16 protein-coding genes are annotated in these 16,361 nt (G+C 52.3%); 9 read left to right on the forward strand and 7 right to left on the reverse strand.

All coding sequences use genetic code 11. The annotated features are described in order from the left end of the window. Positions 1 to 83 precede the first annotated feature (83 nt). A complete protein-coding gene (gene speB, locus SK36_RS01495) occupies positions 84 to 1,004 on the forward strand; it encodes an agmatinase (RefSeq protein ID WP_003027056.1) in 921 nt (306 codons plus the stop codon). Positions 1,005 to 1,154: 150 nt separating this feature from the next. Here the strand turns inward: speB and SK36_RS01500 are convergent, their stop codons facing one another. Beyond that, on the reverse strand, positions 1,155 to 1,913 hold the full coding sequence (locus SK36_RS01500; protein ID WP_045447355.1) for a metalloprotease LoiP: 759 nt from the start codon (positions 1,911 to 1,913) through the stop codon (positions 1,155 to 1,157). Positions 1,914 to 2,192: 279 nt separating this feature from the next. On the opposite strand from SK36_RS01500, the gene tkt reads away from it, so the two are divergent. Next, positions 2,193 to 4,184, forward strand: a complete 1,992-nt coding sequence (tkt, locus tag SK36_RS01505; protein WP_048220580.1) for a transketolase — start codon at positions 2,193 to 2,195, stop codon at positions 4,182 to 4,184. A gap of 52 nt (positions 4,185 to 4,236) precedes the next feature. On the opposite strand, the gene SK36_RS01510 is transcribed toward tkt, so the two are convergent. From SK36_RS01510 to SK36_RS01530, 5 genes are read right to left on the reverse strand one after another with little or no spacing between them, the layout of a single operon-like run. Then, entirely contained in the window at positions 4,237 to 4,896 is a 660-nt protein-coding gene (locus SK36_RS01510) for an ABC transporter ATP-binding protein (RefSeq protein WP_048220581.1), read from the reverse strand. Further along, positions 4,890 to 5,567: an ABC transporter ATP-binding protein gene (locus SK36_RS01515; RefSeq protein ID WP_048220583.1), complete on the reverse strand. Its 678-nt coding sequence runs from the start codon at positions 5,565 to 5,567 to the stop codon at positions 4,890 to 4,892. The genes SK36_RS01510 and SK36_RS01515 overlap by 7 nt, the downstream gene beginning before the upstream one ends. Then, positions 5,555 to 6,262 (reverse strand): energy-coupling factor transporter transmembrane component T, encoded by a 708-nt coding sequence (locus SK36_RS01520; RefSeq protein ID WP_045447346.1) that lies wholly within the window; start codon positions 6,260 to 6,262, stop codon positions 5,555 to 5,557. The genes SK36_RS01515 and SK36_RS01520 overlap by 13 nt, the downstream gene beginning before the upstream one ends. Then, positions 6,263 to 6,841 carry an ECF transporter S component gene (locus tag SK36_RS01525; protein WP_045447343.1) on the reverse strand — a complete coding sequence of 193 codons (579 nt, stop codon included), beginning with the start codon at positions 6,839 to 6,841 and terminating at the stop codon, positions 6,263 to 6,265. A 24-nt stretch (positions 6,842 to 6,865) separates the two neighbouring features. Next, complete coding sequence (locus tag SK36_RS01530) at positions 6,866 to 7,291, reverse strand: PPC domain-containing DNA-binding protein (protein WP_045447341.1); 426 nt, start codon at positions 7,289 to 7,291, stop codon at positions 6,866 to 6,868. 374 nt (positions 7,292 to 7,665) lie between these two features. Between SK36_RS01530 and epd the strand changes: the two genes are divergently transcribed. From epd to srsR, 7 genes are all read left to right on the forward strand, one after another. Beyond that, positions 7,666 to 8,685, forward strand: a complete 1,020-nt coding sequence (gene epd / locus SK36_RS01535; RefSeq protein ID WP_048220584.1) for an erythrose-4-phosphate dehydrogenase — start codon at positions 7,666 to 7,668, stop codon at positions 8,683 to 8,685. A 48-nt stretch (positions 8,686 to 8,733) separates the two neighbouring features. Then, on the forward strand, positions 8,734 to 9,897 hold the full coding sequence (gene pgk / locus SK36_RS01540; RefSeq protein WP_045447335.1) for a phosphoglycerate kinase: 1,164 nt from the start codon (positions 8,734 to 8,736) through the stop codon (positions 9,895 to 9,897). A gap of 90 nt (positions 9,898 to 9,987) precedes the next feature. After that, positions 9,988 to 11,067: a class II fructose-bisphosphate aldolase gene (gene fbaA / locus SK36_RS01545; protein WP_003027029.1), complete on the forward strand. Its 1,080-nt coding sequence runs from the start codon at positions 9,988 to 9,990 to the stop codon at positions 11,065 to 11,067. A gap of 188 nt (positions 11,068 to 11,255) precedes the next feature. Next, complete coding sequence (locus SK36_RS01550; protein WP_048220585.1) at positions 11,256 to 12,116, forward strand: small-conductance mechanosensitive channel MscS; 861 nt, start codon at positions 11,256 to 11,258, stop codon at positions 12,114 to 12,116. Positions 12,117 to 12,257: 141 nt separating this feature from the next. Further along, positions 12,258 to 12,893, forward strand: a complete 636-nt coding sequence (gene argO, locus SK36_RS01555; RefSeq protein WP_048222529.1) for an arginine exporter ArgO — start codon at positions 12,258 to 12,260, stop codon at positions 12,891 to 12,893. A gap of 240 nt (positions 12,894 to 13,133) precedes the next feature. Then, positions 13,134 to 13,880, forward strand: a complete 747-nt coding sequence (locus SK36_RS01560) for an oxidative stress defense protein (protein ID WP_045447329.1) — start codon at positions 13,134 to 13,136, stop codon at positions 13,878 to 13,880. 121 nt (positions 13,881 to 14,001) lie between these two features. After that, on the forward strand, positions 14,002 to 14,898 hold the full coding sequence (gene srsR, locus SK36_RS01565) for a LysR family transcriptional regulator SrsR (RefSeq protein WP_045447326.1): 897 nt from the start codon (positions 14,002 to 14,004) through the stop codon (positions 14,896 to 14,898). Here the strand turns inward: srsR and SK36_RS01570 are convergent. Next, a complete protein-coding gene (locus tag SK36_RS01570) occupies positions 14,895 to 16,361 on the reverse strand; it encodes a succinyl-CoA:acetate CoA-transferase ScpC (RefSeq protein WP_048220587.1) in 1,467 nt (488 codons plus the stop codon). The two genes, srsR and SK36_RS01570, sit on opposite strands and share 4 nt — an antisense overlap.

A 16,361-nucleotide genomic window follows, 5' to 3' on the forward strand; every position in this document is an offset into this window, starting at 1 on the left:
AGCCACGTAAATCAATCCCTTCCTCGTCGGGCTTAACGACGCGGAGGGGATTTTTTTTCACCGATTTTAAAAGAGGTCAGTACATGAGCACCTTAGGTCATCAATACGACAACTCCCTGGTTTCTAACGCCTTTGGTTTTTTGCGTCTGCCAATGAATTTCATGCCATACGACAGCGACGCCGATTGGGTGATTACCGGCGTACCTTTTGATATGGCAACGTCCGGTCGTGCGGGTGGCCGCCATGGCCCGGCAGCGATCCGTCAGGTTTCCACCAACCTCGCCTGGGAACATAACCGCTTCCCGTGGAACTTCGATATGCGTGAGCGCCTGAACGTAGTGGACTGCGGCGATCTGGTTTATGCGTTCGGTGATGCTCGTGAAATGAGTGAAAAGCTGCAGGCGCATGCAGAGAAACTGCTTTCCGCGGGTAAACGTATGCTCTCCTTCGGCGGTGACCACTTCGTCACTCTGCCGCTGCTGCGCGCCCACGCTAAGCACTTCGGTAAAATGGCGCTGGTACATTTTGATGCTCACACCGATACCTACGCCAACGGCTGCGAATTCGATCATGGCACCATGTTCTATACCGCACCGAACGAAGGTCTGATCGATCCGAACCATTCGGTACAGATCGGGATCCGCACTGAGTTCGACAAAGACAACGGCTTTACCGTACTGGATGCCTGCCAGGTGAACGATCGTAGCGTTGATGACATCATTGCGCAGGTTAAGCAGATTGTGGGTGATATGCCGGTATACCTGACTTTTGATATCGACTGTCTTGATCCGGCGTTTGCTCCGGGAACCGGTACGCCGGTGATCGGCGGTTTGACCTCCGATCGTGCAATCAAGCTGGTGCGCGGTCTGAAGGATCTGAACATCGTTGGGATGGACGTCGTAGAAGTCGCTCCGGCCTATGACCAGTCCGAGATCACCGCGCTGGCGGCGGCTACGCTGGCTCTGGAAATGCTTTACATCCAGGCAGCGAAAAAGGGCGAGTAACCGGTATCGGACTATTTTGCTCGCCATTTTGAACCCGGGCAGTGCTCGCCATCCTCACGTACTGCGTGTACGCTCCGGTGGCTGTGCGCTGTCCGTGTCCAAACTGGCTTCGCCAATAACGTCCGATATCATCGCAGAATAGGGCTAAAACTATTTAATCCCATCCGCGCTCATGCGATCGCGAATATGTTGAGCTCGTTCTGCTGATGCCGGATGATCGTCAAACATCGTGCTTTGACGTCCTTCCTCCAGTTTCGCCAGCTTCTCAAAACTGGTTGCTAACCCTGCCGGACTGATGCCACGTTTGCGCAACAAATCATACGAGTAATCATCCGCTTCGGACTCCTGACGCTGGGAGAACTGTGAGTTCACCAGTTTTTCACCCAGATCGCCCAATTGTGATTGTGACAGGCTGCCGACGATCCCGCCCGCAGAGGCCGCCGCGGCACGTACGGCGTTGGTTCCCAGCGCAACCTGCATACCTTTTTTCACGTGACCCAGCGCGACGTGACCCATTTCGTGACCAATGACCGCCTCAACTTCATTATCGGTCATCATATCCATCAGACCGCTATAGACGCGGATACAGCCGTTTGCCATGGCAAAGGCGTTCACATCTTTCGCCATGTAGACTTTGTAGTTTACCGGCTGGCCGTTGATGTTATCGCCAAGCGCAGCGGAAATTTTACTTAAACGCGTCGCATATTCGCTGCCCGCCGGGGCGATGGTCGCTTTGCTGTCCATATCCTTACAGGCCTGATCGCTCAGCGCTTTAACCTGGGCATCGCTCAGGCTGTAGGCCTGAAAAGCCTCCGCACCTGAAGAAAGCAGTCCGTTGGAGTCCATATTCTGGCAACCGGTCAATGCCGTAGCCATGCTCATAGCAAGCAGTAAAGCGCGAATTTTCATTTTTTCTCTTCCGCACAAAGTCAGGATTATTCTAAAAAATGCGTGGTTTGCAGATAAACCGACGCTCGGCCTAAGTATAAAGAAAAGAACAATAAGCGTGCGAGAAGATTGCGCAACTTACGAGCATGATCCGGAGATTTCTGAAGCGGTAAAAGGATGCTCCATGTACATGACACGCGGCTTGGGTTACATTGTTGGCACTTTTTTCCGGCGTAGCCCAAAACGCGCTGTCGTCAAGTCGTTAAGGGTATGGCCTTCATTATCCGATCTGGAGTCAAAATGTCCTCACGTAAAGAGCTTGCCAATGCTATTCGTGCGCTGAGCATGGACGCAGTACAGAAAGCCAAATCCGGTCACCCGGGCGCCCCGATGGGGATGGCTGACATTGCCGAAGTCCTGTGGCGTGATTTCCTGAACCACAACCCGAATAACCCATCCTGGGCTGACCGTGACCGCTTCGTGCTGTCCAACGGCCACGGCTCTATGCTGATCTATAGCCTGCTGCACCTCACCGGCTACGATCTGCCGATGTCTGAACTGCAGAACTTCCGTCAGCTGCATTCAAAAACTCCGGGTCACCCGGAAGTGGGTTATACCGCGGGTGTGGAAACCACTACCGGTCCGCTGGGTCAGGGTATCGCTAACGCGGTTGGTATGGCTATCGCTGAAAAAACACTGGCGGCGCAGTTTAACCGTCCAGGCCACGACATCGTTGATCACTTCACCTACGCTTTCATGGGCGATGGCTGCATGATGGAAGGTATCTCTCACGAGGTATGCTCCCTGGCCGGTACGCTGAAACTGGGTAAACTGATTGCGTTCTACGACGACAACGGCATCTCCATCGACGGTCACGTTGAAGGCTGGTTCACTGATGATACCGCGAAGCGTTTCGAAGCTTACGGTTGGCACGTAGTTCGTGGCGTAGATGGTCACGATGCTGATGCGATTAAACGCGCAGTAGAAGAAGCCCGTGCAGTGACTGACAAACCGTCTCTGCTGATGTGCAAAACCATCATCGGCTTCGGTTCTCCAAACAAAGCAGGTACGCACGATTCTCACGGCGCACCGTTGGGCGACGCTGAAATCGCACTGACCCGTGAACAACTGGGCTGGAAATACGCGCCGTTCGAAATCCCGTCTGAAATCTATGCTCAGTGGGATGCGAAAGAAGCAGGCCAGGCAAAAGAAGCCGCATGGAACGAGAAGTTTGCTGCTTATGCGAAAGCCTTCCCTCAGGAAGCGGCTGAATTCACCCGTCGTATGAACGGTGAAATGCCGTCTGACTTCGATGCGAAAGCGAAAGAGTTCATTGCTAAACTGCAGGCTAACCCGGCGAAAATCGCCAGCCGCAAAGCATCGCAGAATGCAATCGAAGCGTTTGGTCCTTTGCTGCCGGAATTCCTCGGTGGTTCTGCTGACCTTGCGCCATCCAACCTGACGCTGTGGTCTGGTTCTAAAGCGATTAACGAAGATGCTGCCGGTAACTACATCCATTACGGTGTACGTGAATTCGGTATGACCGCTATCGCGAACGGTATCTCTCTGCACGGTGGTTTCCTGCCGTACACCTCTACCTTCCTGATGTTCGTGGAATATGCCCGTAACGCGGTACGTATGGCTGCGCTGATGAAACAACGTCAGGTAATGGTCTATACCCACGACTCCATCGGCCTGGGTGAAGATGGCCCGACTCACCAGCCGGTAGAGCAGGTTGCTTCCCTGCGTGTTACCCCGAACATGAGCACATGGCGCCCATGTGACCAGGTTGAATCCGCAGTAGCGTGGAAATACGGCGTTGAGCGTCAGGATGGCCCGACCGCGCTGATCCTCTCCCGTCAGAACCTGGCGCAGCAGGAACGTACCGAAGAGCAACTGGCGAACATCGCTCGCGGTGGTTATGTACTGAAAGATTGTGCAGGTCAGCCGGAGCTGATCTTCATTGCTACCGGTTCTGAAGTTGAGCTGGCTGTTGCTGCGTGGGACAAACTGACCGCAGAAGGCGTGAAGGCGCGTGTGGTTTCCATGCCGTCCACTGACGCATTCGACAAACAGGACGCGGCTTACCGTGAATCTGTACTGCCGAAAGCCGTTTCTGCTCGCGTTGCTATCGAAGCGGGTATTGCGGACTACTGGTTCAAATACGTGGGCCTGAACGGTGCTATCGTCGGTATGACCACCTTTGGTGAGTCTGCTCCGGCAGAGTTGCTGTTTGAAGAGTTCGGCTTCACCGTAGACAACGTGGTCGCGAAAGCGAAAGCGCTGCTGTAATTCTGATTACAACGGTAAACGGGTCGCTCAGGCGGCCCGTTTTTTTTGCTCATCAGGGCAGTTCCGTGATTAATTGACCGGATTCAAGACGCACTACGCTGGCAAAATGGCGCTGTGTGAAGGCAGCGTCATGACTGATTGCGACAACGCTGGTTCCCCTCTTGCGGCATACTGAAAGCCAGTTTTCAAATATACTCAGCCAGTGCGTATCAAAATCCCGGCTGGGTTCATCAAGCAGCAAAATTGCGGGGGCGAGGGCTTCCAGGCTGGCGACGGCGACCATACGTCGCTGCGCCGTGTGCAAATCCAGTGGATGTGCGTCGGCGACGTCCTCTAACCCGCATAATTGCAGTGCTGCTGTGGTGCGTTGCGCAATCTCCGTTGCAGGGCGCTTCTGTAACCGTAAGCCAAAGGCCACTTCTTCAGCTACCTTGCTGTGAAAAATTTGATTTTCTGCTTCCTGAAACAGTACCCCGAGAATTTTGGCTCGTTCACGGTTTTTTAGTTGCGCAATGGGCATGTTCTGCAGGGTAATCTCACCCGATGAGGGAGGCAAAAGCCCTGCCATTACACGCAGCAGCGTGGATTTGCCTGCACCATTATCGCCAGTTAGCGCCAGCCATTCACCTTCTCTAAGCACTAACGAAATATCGCGCAAACAGTCTTCATTAGCGTTTGGCCAGCGATAGGTGACCTGATTCAGCGTTAACATAAGGGGAATAAAGCTCCGTTGCGCAATTGCCAGGCCCGCTGGCACTGGCTCAGAAAAGGGGTGTGATTACGCTCGAAAAGTACGACCAATGAATGTTGTATCTGTGCCCATTGTTGCAAGCGCTCCAACAGCATGTCGGTGGCCTGTGACGTCAGACGACTGAAAGCCTCATCCAGTATTAATATCTTAGGTTGCATCGCGAGGGCGCTGGCAATGACAACCCGTTGAGTTTCGCCGCCTGAAAGCGTAGCTGGATGGCGATGACGCAGTGATTGACATTCAGTCAGCGTAAGTGCCTTGTCAATTCGGCGCATTATCTCCGCTTCGTCCAGGCTGAGGTTTTCCGGGCCGAATGCCACCTCCTCCTCTACGCTGAAAGTACACCCGGAAAGCTGTAAATAAGGCGATTGCTGCACAAGCTGGATGGTGCAGGATTGCTCCACGAGCGACAGCTCCCCGACGGGATTACCCAGCAGTGTACCTTTGCCCTCAATTTCTCCGGGAAGAAAATCCGGGTACCAGCCCGCCATCAGCTGTGCCAACGTACTTTTACCGCTGCCGTTATCCCCAAAAATCGCGATCATGCCAGGCGCTGAGTAGTGAAAGTCAAAGCAGGCTGGCGGACGCGTGGCGTGTGTTGGGATATAGCGAAACTGCTCTAGCGTAACCATATCCACACTCCTGCTTCTGTCAGCATGGCGAACACCATGGTGTACCGGGCGATGCACTGTAATGTACTGTCTTCTGGTGCCCAAAGCGTGGTTCGTCTGCGGTGCAGGCGAAATGCCCGCATGTCCAGCGCTGCGCCGCGTACAACCAGATCGTTTAGCGCATTATGTGTTAACGGCACAATAAGTGCAGGTATGGCACGCAAGCGCTGATACCAGCGCTCATCCAGCGGTACGCCGCGAGCACGTTGAGCCTCATGAATGATCGCCAACTGCCGTTTGAGCTGCTCGACGACCAGTAGCGGACCTGCGAACAGATAGGCGACGCCGGGGGGCAGGCGGGAGGCGAACAGGGCGCGAATAAACCGCGATACCGGTACGTACTGCATCCACATCTGTGACGTTGATACAATCGCCAGGATCCGTAGCCACAGCGTGACGGCTCCGGCCCAGCGTTCTGGCGTGCGTGGTTGACCGCTGATCCACTCCGTCAACCATCCTCCGTGTACCAGCCACAGCCCAAACCCTAAGGGGAGCATTAGCCAGACCACATATTTCGCCCGGGGGCGCGTTGCTTTTATGCTCAGCAAACAGAGAAACATCGCCAGGCTGTAAACGGTAAGCGGTATTCCTGCCGGTAGCAGTAACGTCGAGCAGGCGGCAAACGCCCATAAGGTCAACGAGGTAAACGGATGCATTTAACGCACTGCAGACATCGTTGGAAAATGACGCGTTGTGCGCAACGGAAGCTGACGCAACAGTATCCAGACGATCACCGCCGTCAGAATTTTATCGACCAGATTCGCACCGATGACGGTGATGGCAACGGACTCCACCAGGTTCTGACCGACGGAATGCATCCAGGCGACAAATAAATCGGCACCGCTGCCGGTGACACCACCAAAAAGAGTGGTGCGGATAGGTACGGCGACGATTGTGACGGCCAGGGTAATAATCACGCCACTGACCACCACTTTCGGTAAGGTACGGAACCATCCTGCCCGCGCCAGCCATCCGGCAACCAGTCCGATAACCATTGCTACGGGAGCAAAGGCTGCGGCGATAGGATCGGTCAATAAACCCCAGAGCAGATTGGTAAGTAATCCTGTCAGCATCCCTACAATCGGGCCTAACAGCACCGCGCTGATTAAGGTGCCAATGGAGTCGAGAAAAATAGGCAGTTTCAACATACTGATTAGCTGTCCTCCGACCATATTGATCGCTATAGCAATGACAATCAGTACCAGTGACTGGCTGGAAAATTGGCGACGCGCCATAAAAGACCTCTTTAAAGTGAAGCGTTAGCGGGATGAGATAACCAGTTCGTCATAGCCGGAAACTGCGCAGGGCTGACGGCTAAACGCCAGACTTGTCAGCTCGCCAATAACCAGTTCCAACGTGGTACGCACGGTGCAGCCAGCCATCATATGGCCTCCCAGCATCGCGCCTTGTGGGTCGGATACCGAGAGATGAAGGTGCTCTCCGGTGAGCTCAAGCGTACCGTTCAGGGAGATGACTTCCCATGTTCCGGTCACTAATGTAGTTTCTTCGCGCCCTGCATAGCGTAAGGCTATGTTGGTCAGACTCCCGGTACAACCGGCTATCCAGGCAGCCTGGAGCTGATGCTGTTGTACAAAAGCGTGCAGTTGGGCAAAAACTTCCTGACCGGGTAATAAACGCAGCGCGTGGAAGCGAGCTTCAGATGAGTGGGGGTAAAATGTGGCCATAGATTGGGGACTCCGAGACTCGGACGTAGCGCTGATAATATAGACGCAGGTAAGGGAGCTTTCTGATATAAATCAGGATTTGTGATACGGCAACGAAATTATCTTGCTACGCTTATTCACAATTCTGGGATATGGAATAAATTTAGCGATGAAGGGCTTTAAAATGTGACGTAAGTCAGATAACTGCGTTCTGTTGCTGGACAATCATTCCTTTTATTCCTTGTTTCGCTTATTCTAGCTGAAGCGTTTCAGTCGATTAAATGTTCGACAATTAATCAATCAGTCGCAGTTTGCGACAGGTAAGGTTTTCCTGAGCGGTTTGCTGCATTACTCTGTCAGCCACATCGTTTCTGAGAAATCCTTGCAGGAGACCTATGACCGTACGCGTAGCGATTAATGGTTTCGGTCGCATCGGACGTAACGTGGTTCGTGCTTTGTACGAATCCGGGCGTCGGGCGGAAATCACCGTGGTGGCAATCAACGAACTGGCGGATGCCGCTGGCATGGCGCATTTGTTGAAATATGACACCAGCCATGGACGTTTTGCCTGGGATGTTCGCCAGGAGCGTGACCAGCTCATTGTTGGCGACGACGCGATTCGCATCCTGCATGAGCGAACACTCAATGCGCTTCCATGGCGCGAACTGGGTGTTGACGTTGTGCTGGACTGTACGGGGGTCTTCGGTAGCCGCGAACACGGCGAGGCGCATATCGCCGCTGGCGCCAAAAAAGTGCTCTTTTCACATCCAGGTAGTCACGACATCGATGCAACCGTTGTGTTTGGCGTTAATCAGGAACAGCTGCGCGCTGAACACCGGATCGTTTCCAACGCCTCCTGCACCACGAATTGCATAATTCCCGTCATTAAATTGCTGGATGATGCTTACGGCATTGAGTCTGGTACTGTCACGACGATCCACTCTGCGATGCACGATCAACAGGTTATCGATGCCTACCATCCTGACCTGCGCCGCACGAGAGCAGCCAGCCAGTCGATTATTCCGGTCGATACCAAACTGGCAGCGGGTATCACGCGAATTTTCCCGCAATTTAACGATCGTTTTGAGGCGATTGCGGTACGTGTACCGACCATAAATGTGACGGCGATCGACTTAAGCGTGACGGTGAAAAAACCTGTAAAAGCCAGTGAAGTCAACCAGTTGCTGCAAAAAGCAGCACAAGGTGCATTTCATGGTATAGTTGACTATACGGAATTACCGTTGGTCTCTGTAGATTTTAACCACGACCCGCACAGCGCCATCGTTGATGGTACTCAAACGCGCGTAAGTGGCGCTCACCTGATCAAAACATTGGTCTGGTGCGATAATGAATGGGGCTTTGCTAATCGTATGCTCGACACAACGTTAGCTATGGCTGCTATTGGTTTCAGGTAAGGCGCGTGAGCGCTTGCAAAACTTTAAGAATCAACGAGAGGATTCACCATGTCTGTAATTAAGATGACCGATCTGGATCTTGCTGGTAAACGTGTTTTTATCCGTGCGGATCTGAACGTACCAGTTAAAGAAGGGAAAGTAACCAGCGATGCGCGTATCCGTGCTTCCCTGCCGACCATCGAACTGGCCCTGAAGCAGGGTGCAAAAGTGATGGTAACTTCCCACCTGGGTCGTCCTACCGAAGGCGAGTACAACGAAGAATTCTCTCTTCTGCCGGTTGTTAACTACCTGAAAGACAAACTGTCTAACCCGGTTCGCCTGGTGAAAGATTACCTGGACGGCGTTGATGTTGCTGCCGGTGAGCTGGTGGTTCTGGAAAACGTTCGCTTTAACAAAGGCGAGAAGAAAGATGACGAAGCACTGTCCAAAAAATACGCTGCACTGTGTGACGTATTCGTAATGGATGCTTTCGGTACTGCTCACCGTGCTCAGGCTTCTACTCATGGTATCGCGAAATTCGCTGACGTAGCATGTGCTGGCCCGCTGCTGGCTGCTGAGCTTGATGCGCTGGGTAAAGCTCTGAAAGAACCTGCTCGTCCGATGGTTGCCATCGTCGGTGGTTCTAAAGTTTCTACCAAACTGACCGTTCTGGATTCCCTGTCTAAAATCGCTGACCAGCTGATCGTGGGTGGTGGTATCGCCAACACCTTCGTTGCCGCGCAGGGTCACAGCGTGGGTAAATCCCTGTACGAAGCAGACCTGGTTGATGAAGCTAAACGCCTGCTGACTATCTGTGATATTCCGGTTCCGGCTGACGTTCGTGTTGCGACCGAGTTTTCTGAAACCGCACCTGCTACGCTGAAATCCGTTAACGACGTGAAAGAAGACGAGCAGATCCTGGATATCGGTGACGCATCTGCACAGCAACTGGCTGAAATCCTGAAGAATGCAAAAACCATTCTGTGGAACGGTCCGGTAGGTGTGTTCGAATTCCCGAATTTCCGCAAAGGGACTGAAATTGTGGCTAACGCCATCGCAGACAGCGAAGCGTTCTCTATCGCAGGCGGCGGCGATACTCTGGCAGCTATCGACCTGTTCGGCATCGCTGACAAAATCTCCTACATCTCCACTGGTGGCGGCGCATTCCTCGAATTCGTGGAAGGTAAAGTACTGCCAGCAGTAGCAATGCTCGAAGAGCGTGCTAAAAAGTAAGACACTAATGGGCAGGGATAACCTGCCCAATTTTTAGCGCGCTTTTAGAGCGCGCCCCCTTTCCAAGGCCGAAGATACAGGACTCGCAACATGTCTAAAATTTTTGATTTCGTAAAACCGGGCGTAATCACTGGTGATGACGTACAGAAAGTTTTCCAGGTAGCAAAAGAAAACAACTTTGCTCTGCCAGCCGTTAACTGCGTAGGTACCGACTCCATCAACGCCGTTCTGGAAACCGCTGCAAAAGTTAAAGCGCCGGTAATCGTACAGTTCTCCAACGGTGGTGCTTCTTTCATCGCCGGTAAAGGTGTGAAGTCTGACGTTCCTCAGGGTGCTGCAATCCTGGGTGCTATCTCTGGCGCGCATCACGTTCACCAGATGGCTGAACACTACGGTGTTCCGGTTATCCTGCACACTGACCACTGCGCGAAGAAACTGCTGCCGTGGATCGACGGTCTGCTGGACGCGGGTGAAAAACACTTTGCTGCAACCGGTAAACCACTGTTCTCTTCTCACATGATCGACCTGTCTGAAGAGTCTCTGGAAGAGAACATCGAAATCTGCTCCAAATACCTGGCGCGTATGTCCAAAATGGGCATGACCCTGGAAATCGAACTGGGTTGCACCGGTGGTGAAGAAGACGGCGTGGACAACAGCCACATGGACGCTTCTGCACTGTATACCCAGCCGGAAGACGTTGATTACGCGTACACCGAGCTGAGCAAAATCAGCCCGCGTTTCACCATCGCGGCTTCTTTCGGTAACGTACATGGCGTGTACAAGCCGGGTAACGTGGTTCTGACCCCGACTATCCTGCGCGACTCTCAGGACTATGTTTCTAAGAAACATAACCTGCCGCACAACAGCCTGAACTTCGTATTCCACGGTGGTTCCGGTTCGACTGCTCAGGAAATCAAAGACTCCGTAAGCTACGGCGTAGTGAAAATGAACATCGATACCGATACCCAGTGGGCTACCTGGGAAGGTGTTCTGAACTACTACAAAGCGAACGAAGCTTACCTGCAGGGCCAGCTGGGCAACCCGAAAGGCGAAGATCAGCCGAACAAAAAATACTACGATCCGCGCGTATGGCTGCGTGCTGGTCAGGCAACGATGATCACCCGTCTGGAACAGGCTTTCAAAGAACTGAACGCGGTTGACGTTCTGTAATTGACCCCTGCTCAACGTGACATGAGGCCCGCAAACGCGGGCCTTTTTTATGATTACAATATGCTGACGACAAAAATTTTGTGATCAATTTGGCAACAATGACGTTTTTTGTTTAACCTTGTCTGATTGCCAGCTCCTGTGGGGCGGCTTTAGTTCTCCCAATTGGGTAAGCATAAAAGGAATATTGAATGGAAGATTTGAATGTTGTCGACAGCATAAATGGTGCGGGCACCTGGCTGGTACGTAACCAGGCTCTGCTGCTGAGTTATGCCGTTAACATCGTTGCGGCTATCGCTATTATCATCATCGGGATGATTGTGGCGCGTGTTGTCTCTAACACCATTAACCGTGTGATGGTTGCGCGTCAAATTGATGCGACCGTTGCTGACTTCCTCTCTGCACTGGTGCGCTACGGTATTATTGCATTCACGCTGATCGCCGCTCTGGGGCGCGTTGGGGTGCAAACGGCCTCGGTGATTGCTGTTCTCGGTGCCGCGGGTTTAGCTGTAGGTCTGGCCTTGCAAGGTTCACTGTCTAACCTTGCCGCTGGTGTGTTGTTGGTGATGTTCCGTCCTTTTCGCGCTGGTGAGTATGTTGATCTCGGCGGTGTCGCCGGAACCGTGCTCAACGTGCAGATTTTCTCAACCACCATGCGTACCTTAGACGGCAAGATTGTTGTTATCCCGAACGGTAAGATTATCGCCGGGAATATCATTAACTTCTCACGTGAACCGGTTCGCCGTAACGAATTTATCATTGGCGTGGCGTATGACTCTGATATTGATCAGGTGAAAAAAATCCTTACCGATATCATCCAGTCTGACGATCGTATCCTGAAAGATCGCGAAATGACGGTGCGCCTGAATGAACTGGGTGCGTCCTCCATTAACTTTGTGGTGCGTGTCTGGAGCAATAGCAGCGATCTGCAAAGCGTCTACTGGGATGTGCTGGAGCGCATCAAGCGCGAATTTGATACCAATGGTATCAGTTTCCCGTATCCGCAGATGGACGTGAATTTCAAGCGTGTTAAAGAGAACGCAGCAGAGTAATCAGTACAAGGCCGGTTTGCCGGCCTTTCTTTAAATTATCGTTATTAGCTGCTCTTATCACCAATTAAAATTATCAATTTCCGCTAATGATATTCCCGCGCTATAGTCTGCTCCTAAGAGAAACAGTTCGGGATGATTAACGTGTTATCGTATTATTTTCAAGGGCTTGTGCTTGGCGCAGCCATGATACTTCCGCTTGGCCCACAAAACGCATTCGTAATGAATCAGGGCATTCGCCGCCAGTATCACATCATGATTGCCTTACTCTGCGCCATCAGCGATTTAGTGTTGATCTGCGCAGGAATTTTTGGCGGTAGCGCATTGCTGATGCAGTCGCCATGGCTGATGGCTCTGGTGACCTGGGGGGGCGTGGCGTTCTTACTCTGGTACGGTTTCGGGGCGTTAAAAACAGCAATTAGCAGCAATCTGGAACTGGCCAGTGCTGAGGTAATGAAGCAAGGGCGCTGGAAGATTATCGCCACCATGCTGGCAGTAACCTGGCTCAACCCTCACGTCTATCTGGACACCTTTGTGGTGTTGGGAAGTCTGGGCGGTCAACTGGACGTTGAGCCTAAGCGTTGGTTTGCGCTGGGAACCGTTAGCGCATCGTTCCTGTGGTTCTTCGGACTGGCGCTGCTGGCAGCCTGGCTGGCGCCGCGACTGCGCACGGCTAAAGCTCAGCGTATCATTAATACGCTGGTGGGATTAGTGATGTGGTTTATCGCTTTTCAACTGGCGAAAGAGGGTGTTGGGCATGTTCACGCCCTGTTCAACTAAAAGTCTGGCCCATTAGGTTATTCTATTTGCCATTTTGACCATGGGCAGTGATCAAAATCCTCACTTACTATGTATAAGCTCCTGTTTTTCCGCGTTGTCTGTGCCCAGACTGGCTGTAACAAGGACACCTGAGGGGCCAGACTCTAAGTGTTGTCTGATGGACAACAGGCTGAGATCCGCTAAGCTTGCCTGCATGTGCCCTGAGTTTTGGGGTAATTAATGTAACATGGAGGAACGAGAGTGAAGTTCAAAGTGATGGCCCTGGCGGCATTAGTCGGATTCAGTGCACTATCGGTACAGGCAAATGAATTGCCGAACGGACCGCACATCGTGACTTCAGGAACGGCAAGCGTAGATGCAACGCCTGATATCGCAACTCTGGCGATTGAAGTCAACGTGGCAGCGAAGGACGCTGCATCAGCAAAGAAACAGGCCGACGATCGTGTGGCGCAATATCTTTCCTTCCTTGAGCAGAATCAGATAGCGAAGAAGGACATCAGCTCAGCAAACCTGCGTACACAACCAGACTACGATTACCAGAACGGTAAAAGCGTACTCAAAGGCTATCGCGCGGTGCGTACCGTTGAAGTCACACTGCGTCAGCTGGATAAACTTAACGCACTGCTGGATGGCGCGTTGAAAGCAGGTCTGAATGAGATCCGTTCGGTATCGCTGGGCGTTGCCCAACCGGATGCCTACAAAGACAAAGCGCGTAAAGCGGCTATTGATGATGCTGTTCATCAGGCGCAGGAGCTGGCTGCCGGCTTCAACAGCAAGCTGGGCCCGGTTTATAGCGTGCGTTACCATGTCTCTAACTATCAACCGAGCCCAATGGTACGGATGATGAAAGCTGACGCGGCACCTGCGCCATCAGCTCAGGAAACCTACGAACAACCGGTCATTCAGTTTGACGATCAGGTGGATGTGGTCTTTCAGATAGAGCCTGCAGCGAGCCAGCCAACGGCAACACCAACAAAGACGCAATAACCATTTCAGGCCCGGCTAATCAGCCGGGCTTTTTCTGTGAACAACTGTAAAAGTGAGACCGCGTCGCGAGTCTTTTATTTGTCTGCATGAGGATATGCCATAGTGATTTTATGAGGTGACTATGGATATTTTTATCTCGAAAAAGATGCGGAATTTTATTCTGTTGGCGCAAACCAATAACATCGCCAGAGCAGCAGAAAAAATACACATGACCGCATCGCCCTTTGGTAAAAGCATTGCCGCACTGGAAGAGCAAATCGGCTATACGTTGTTTACCCGGAAAGATAACAACATCAGTCTGAACAAAGCGGGGCAGGAGCTGTATCAGAAACTGTTTCCCGTCTATCAACGTCTATCTGCTATTGATAATGAAATTAATAATTCCTCTCGTCGCTCGCGAGATGTCGTCATCGGCATCGACAATACCTATCCCACCATTATTTTTGACCAACTGATTAGTCTTGGCGACAAGTACGATGGCGTGACCGCTCAGGCCGTTGAATTCAGTGAGAATGGGGTGATTGATAATCTGTTCGACAGGCAACTGGACTTTATTATTTCACCTCAGCACGTTTCACCTCGTGTGCAAGGACTGGAAAATATGACGGTCAGCGAGTTGCCACCGCTGCGACTGGGGTTTCTGGTTTCCCGACGTTATGAAGAAAAACAGCCGCAGGATCTGCTGCGCGAGTTACCCTGGCTGCAAATGCGCTTTCAGAATCGGGCTAACTTTGAGGCGATGATCGATGCATATATGCGCCCGTGTGGGATCCATCCGACAATCATCTACCGTCCATACAGCTTTATGGCCAAGATAAGCGCAGTCGAGCGCGGGCAGTTTCTGACAGTGATTCCCCATTTTGCCTGGCGACTGGTGAATCCGGCGACGCTGAAATATTTCGATGCGCCCGGTAGTCCAATGTACATGCAGGAATTTCTCTATTCGCTGAAAAATCATCGCTATACCGCCACAATGCTACAGCACATTGTTGAAGATCGTGACGGCATGGCAAATTAACCCAGCATTGAGCCACTCTCTATTAAGTTGCGGTGCAGATCAAACGCATGACGGAGATCGTGATGGATATGCCCACCAGGCGCTTTCTCCAGATACTGGTGCAGGTAGTCCCGATAAAGGGGATGCGCGCAGTTTTCGATAATTGTGTGCGCCCGTTGCAACGGTGATAACCCGCGCAGATCGGCGATTCCTTGCTCGGTAACGATCACTTTTACGCTATGTTCACTGTGATCAACGTGACTGCACATGGGGACGATTGTCGAAATTTTTCCGCCTTTGGCAATGGACGGAGCCATGAAGATAGACAGATAGGCATTGCGTTCGAAATCACCGCTGCCGCCAATGCCGTTCATCAGGTTCACTCCTGCGACGTGCGTGGAGTTGGCATGACCGTAGATATCAAACTCCAGCCCGACGTTTAGCGCGATCACCCCAAGTCTACGGATGATCTCAGGGTTATTGGAGATCTCCTGCGGACGAAGCACAATCCGGTTGCTGAAGAAATCCATGTTGTCGTAGATCTTCTCCAGTGAATTTGCGGAAACCGTCAGGCTTGAGGCACTGGCGCCAGTGATTTTTCCCGTTTCCAGCAGATGTACAACGGACTCCTGCAACACCTCTGAGTACATCATAAAAGGCGGGATATCCGGGTTCTCACCAAGTCGTGCCATCACCGCGTTGTTAATATTGCCGACGCCGCTTTGTAACGGCAGGAACTCAGGCGGGATACGTTTGTGCGCCATTTCTGTCAGCAGAAAGGCCACTACATTATCAGCAATTTGCTGGCAGACTGGGTTGGTTTTATCCGATGCATTTCCGGCATCGGGAAGCTCAGTATCCACCACGGCGACAACCTTCTTCGGGTCAATCTGAACGCACTGGCTGCCTACGCGATCCATAGTATGAAAGATGGGAACGCTGTTACGGCGCGGCGGAGCGCCCGGAATAACAATGTCGGCCAACTCTGACACGCGTGGATTATGATAGTGATTCAACTCAATAATCACTTTTTTTGCTCGCAGCAGCCAGGTTGGCGCATTGCCAATTCCGCTGGAAAGCCAAATCCGACCATCCGGTGCGATAGCGGAGGCTTCAATGACGGCAACATCGATATCGCCAAAAAAGCCGTAATTTACCATCTGAGCGACTTCACTCAGATGGAGATCGACAAATCTCACCTGACCCTGATTAATTTTCTGACGCAGGCCGGAAGAGGTTTGATAAGGGGCGCGCCAGGAAACAGCATCAGCCTCTGATAGCGCATCGTCAGCGGCCGCGCTAATGGACGCCCCGGTCAGCAGGCGGATCTGAAAGGACTGTCCGTCCTGATGCAGCTCGCTGGCACGTCGGGCAATCGCAGCAGGTAACGCTTTTGGTGAACCTGCTGGCGTAAAGCCGCTGAACGCGACCATATCATCGTGCTGGATAATCTCTGCCGCTTTTTCGGCACTCATCCGTTTCAT

Origin of the sequence: Citrobacter sp. MGH106, from assembly GCF_001037495.1 — a bacterium.
GTDB lineage: Bacteria > Pseudomonadota > Gammaproteobacteria > Enterobacterales > Enterobacteriaceae > Citrobacter > Citrobacter murliniae.

Excerpts from the sequence above, each read along its gene's own strand:
- speB (WP_003027056.1), top strand. The coding sequence starts at position 84 with ATGAGCACCTTAGGTCATCAATACGACAACTCCCTGGTTTCTAACGCC.
- SK36_RS01530 (WP_045447341.1), bottom strand. The coding sequence starts at position 7,291 with ATGGCCACATTTTACCCCCACTCATCTGAAGCTCGCTTCCACGCGCTG.
- SK36_RS01510 (WP_048220581.1), bottom strand. The coding sequence starts at position 4,896 with ATGTTAACGCTGAATCAGGTCACCTATCGCTGGCCAAACGCTAATGAA.
- SK36_RS01520 (WP_045447346.1), bottom strand. The coding sequence starts at position 6,262 with ATGCATCCGTTTACCTCGTTGACCTTATGGGCGTTTGCCGCCTGCTCG.
- tkt (WP_048220580.1), top strand. The coding sequence starts at position 2,193 with ATGTCCTCACGTAAAGAGCTTGCCAATGCTATTCGTGCGCTGAGCATG.
- srsR (WP_045447326.1), top strand. The coding sequence starts at position 14,002 with ATGGATATTTTTATCTCGAAAAAGATGCGGAATTTTATTCTGTTGGCG.
- pgk (WP_045447335.1), top strand. The coding sequence starts at position 8,734 with ATGTCTGTAATTAAGATGACCGATCTGGATCTTGCTGGTAAACGTGTT.
- SK36_RS01500 (WP_045447355.1), bottom strand. The coding sequence starts at position 1,913 with ATGAAAATTCGCGCTTTACTGCTTGCTATGAGCATGGCTACGGCATTG.
- SK36_RS01550 (WP_048220585.1), top strand. The coding sequence starts at position 11,256 with ATGGAAGATTTGAATGTTGTCGACAGCATAAATGGTGCGGGCACCTGG.
- fbaA (WP_003027029.1), top strand. The coding sequence starts at position 9,988 with ATGTCTAAAATTTTTGATTTCGTAAAACCGGGCGTAATCACTGGTGAT.
- SK36_RS01525 (WP_045447343.1), bottom strand. The coding sequence starts at position 6,841 with ATGGCGCGTCGCCAATTTTCCAGCCAGTCACTGGTACTGATTGTCATT.
- SK36_RS01515 (WP_048220583.1), bottom strand. The coding sequence starts at position 5,567 with ATGGTTACGCTAGAGCAGTTTCGCTATATCCCAACACACGCCACGCGT.
- epd (WP_048220584.1), top strand. The coding sequence starts at position 7,666 with ATGACCGTACGCGTAGCGATTAATGGTTTCGGTCGCATCGGACGTAAC.
- SK36_RS01570 (WP_048220587.1), bottom strand. The coding sequence starts at position 16,361 with ATGAAACGGATGAGTGCCGAAAAAGCGGCAGAGATTATCCAGCACGAT.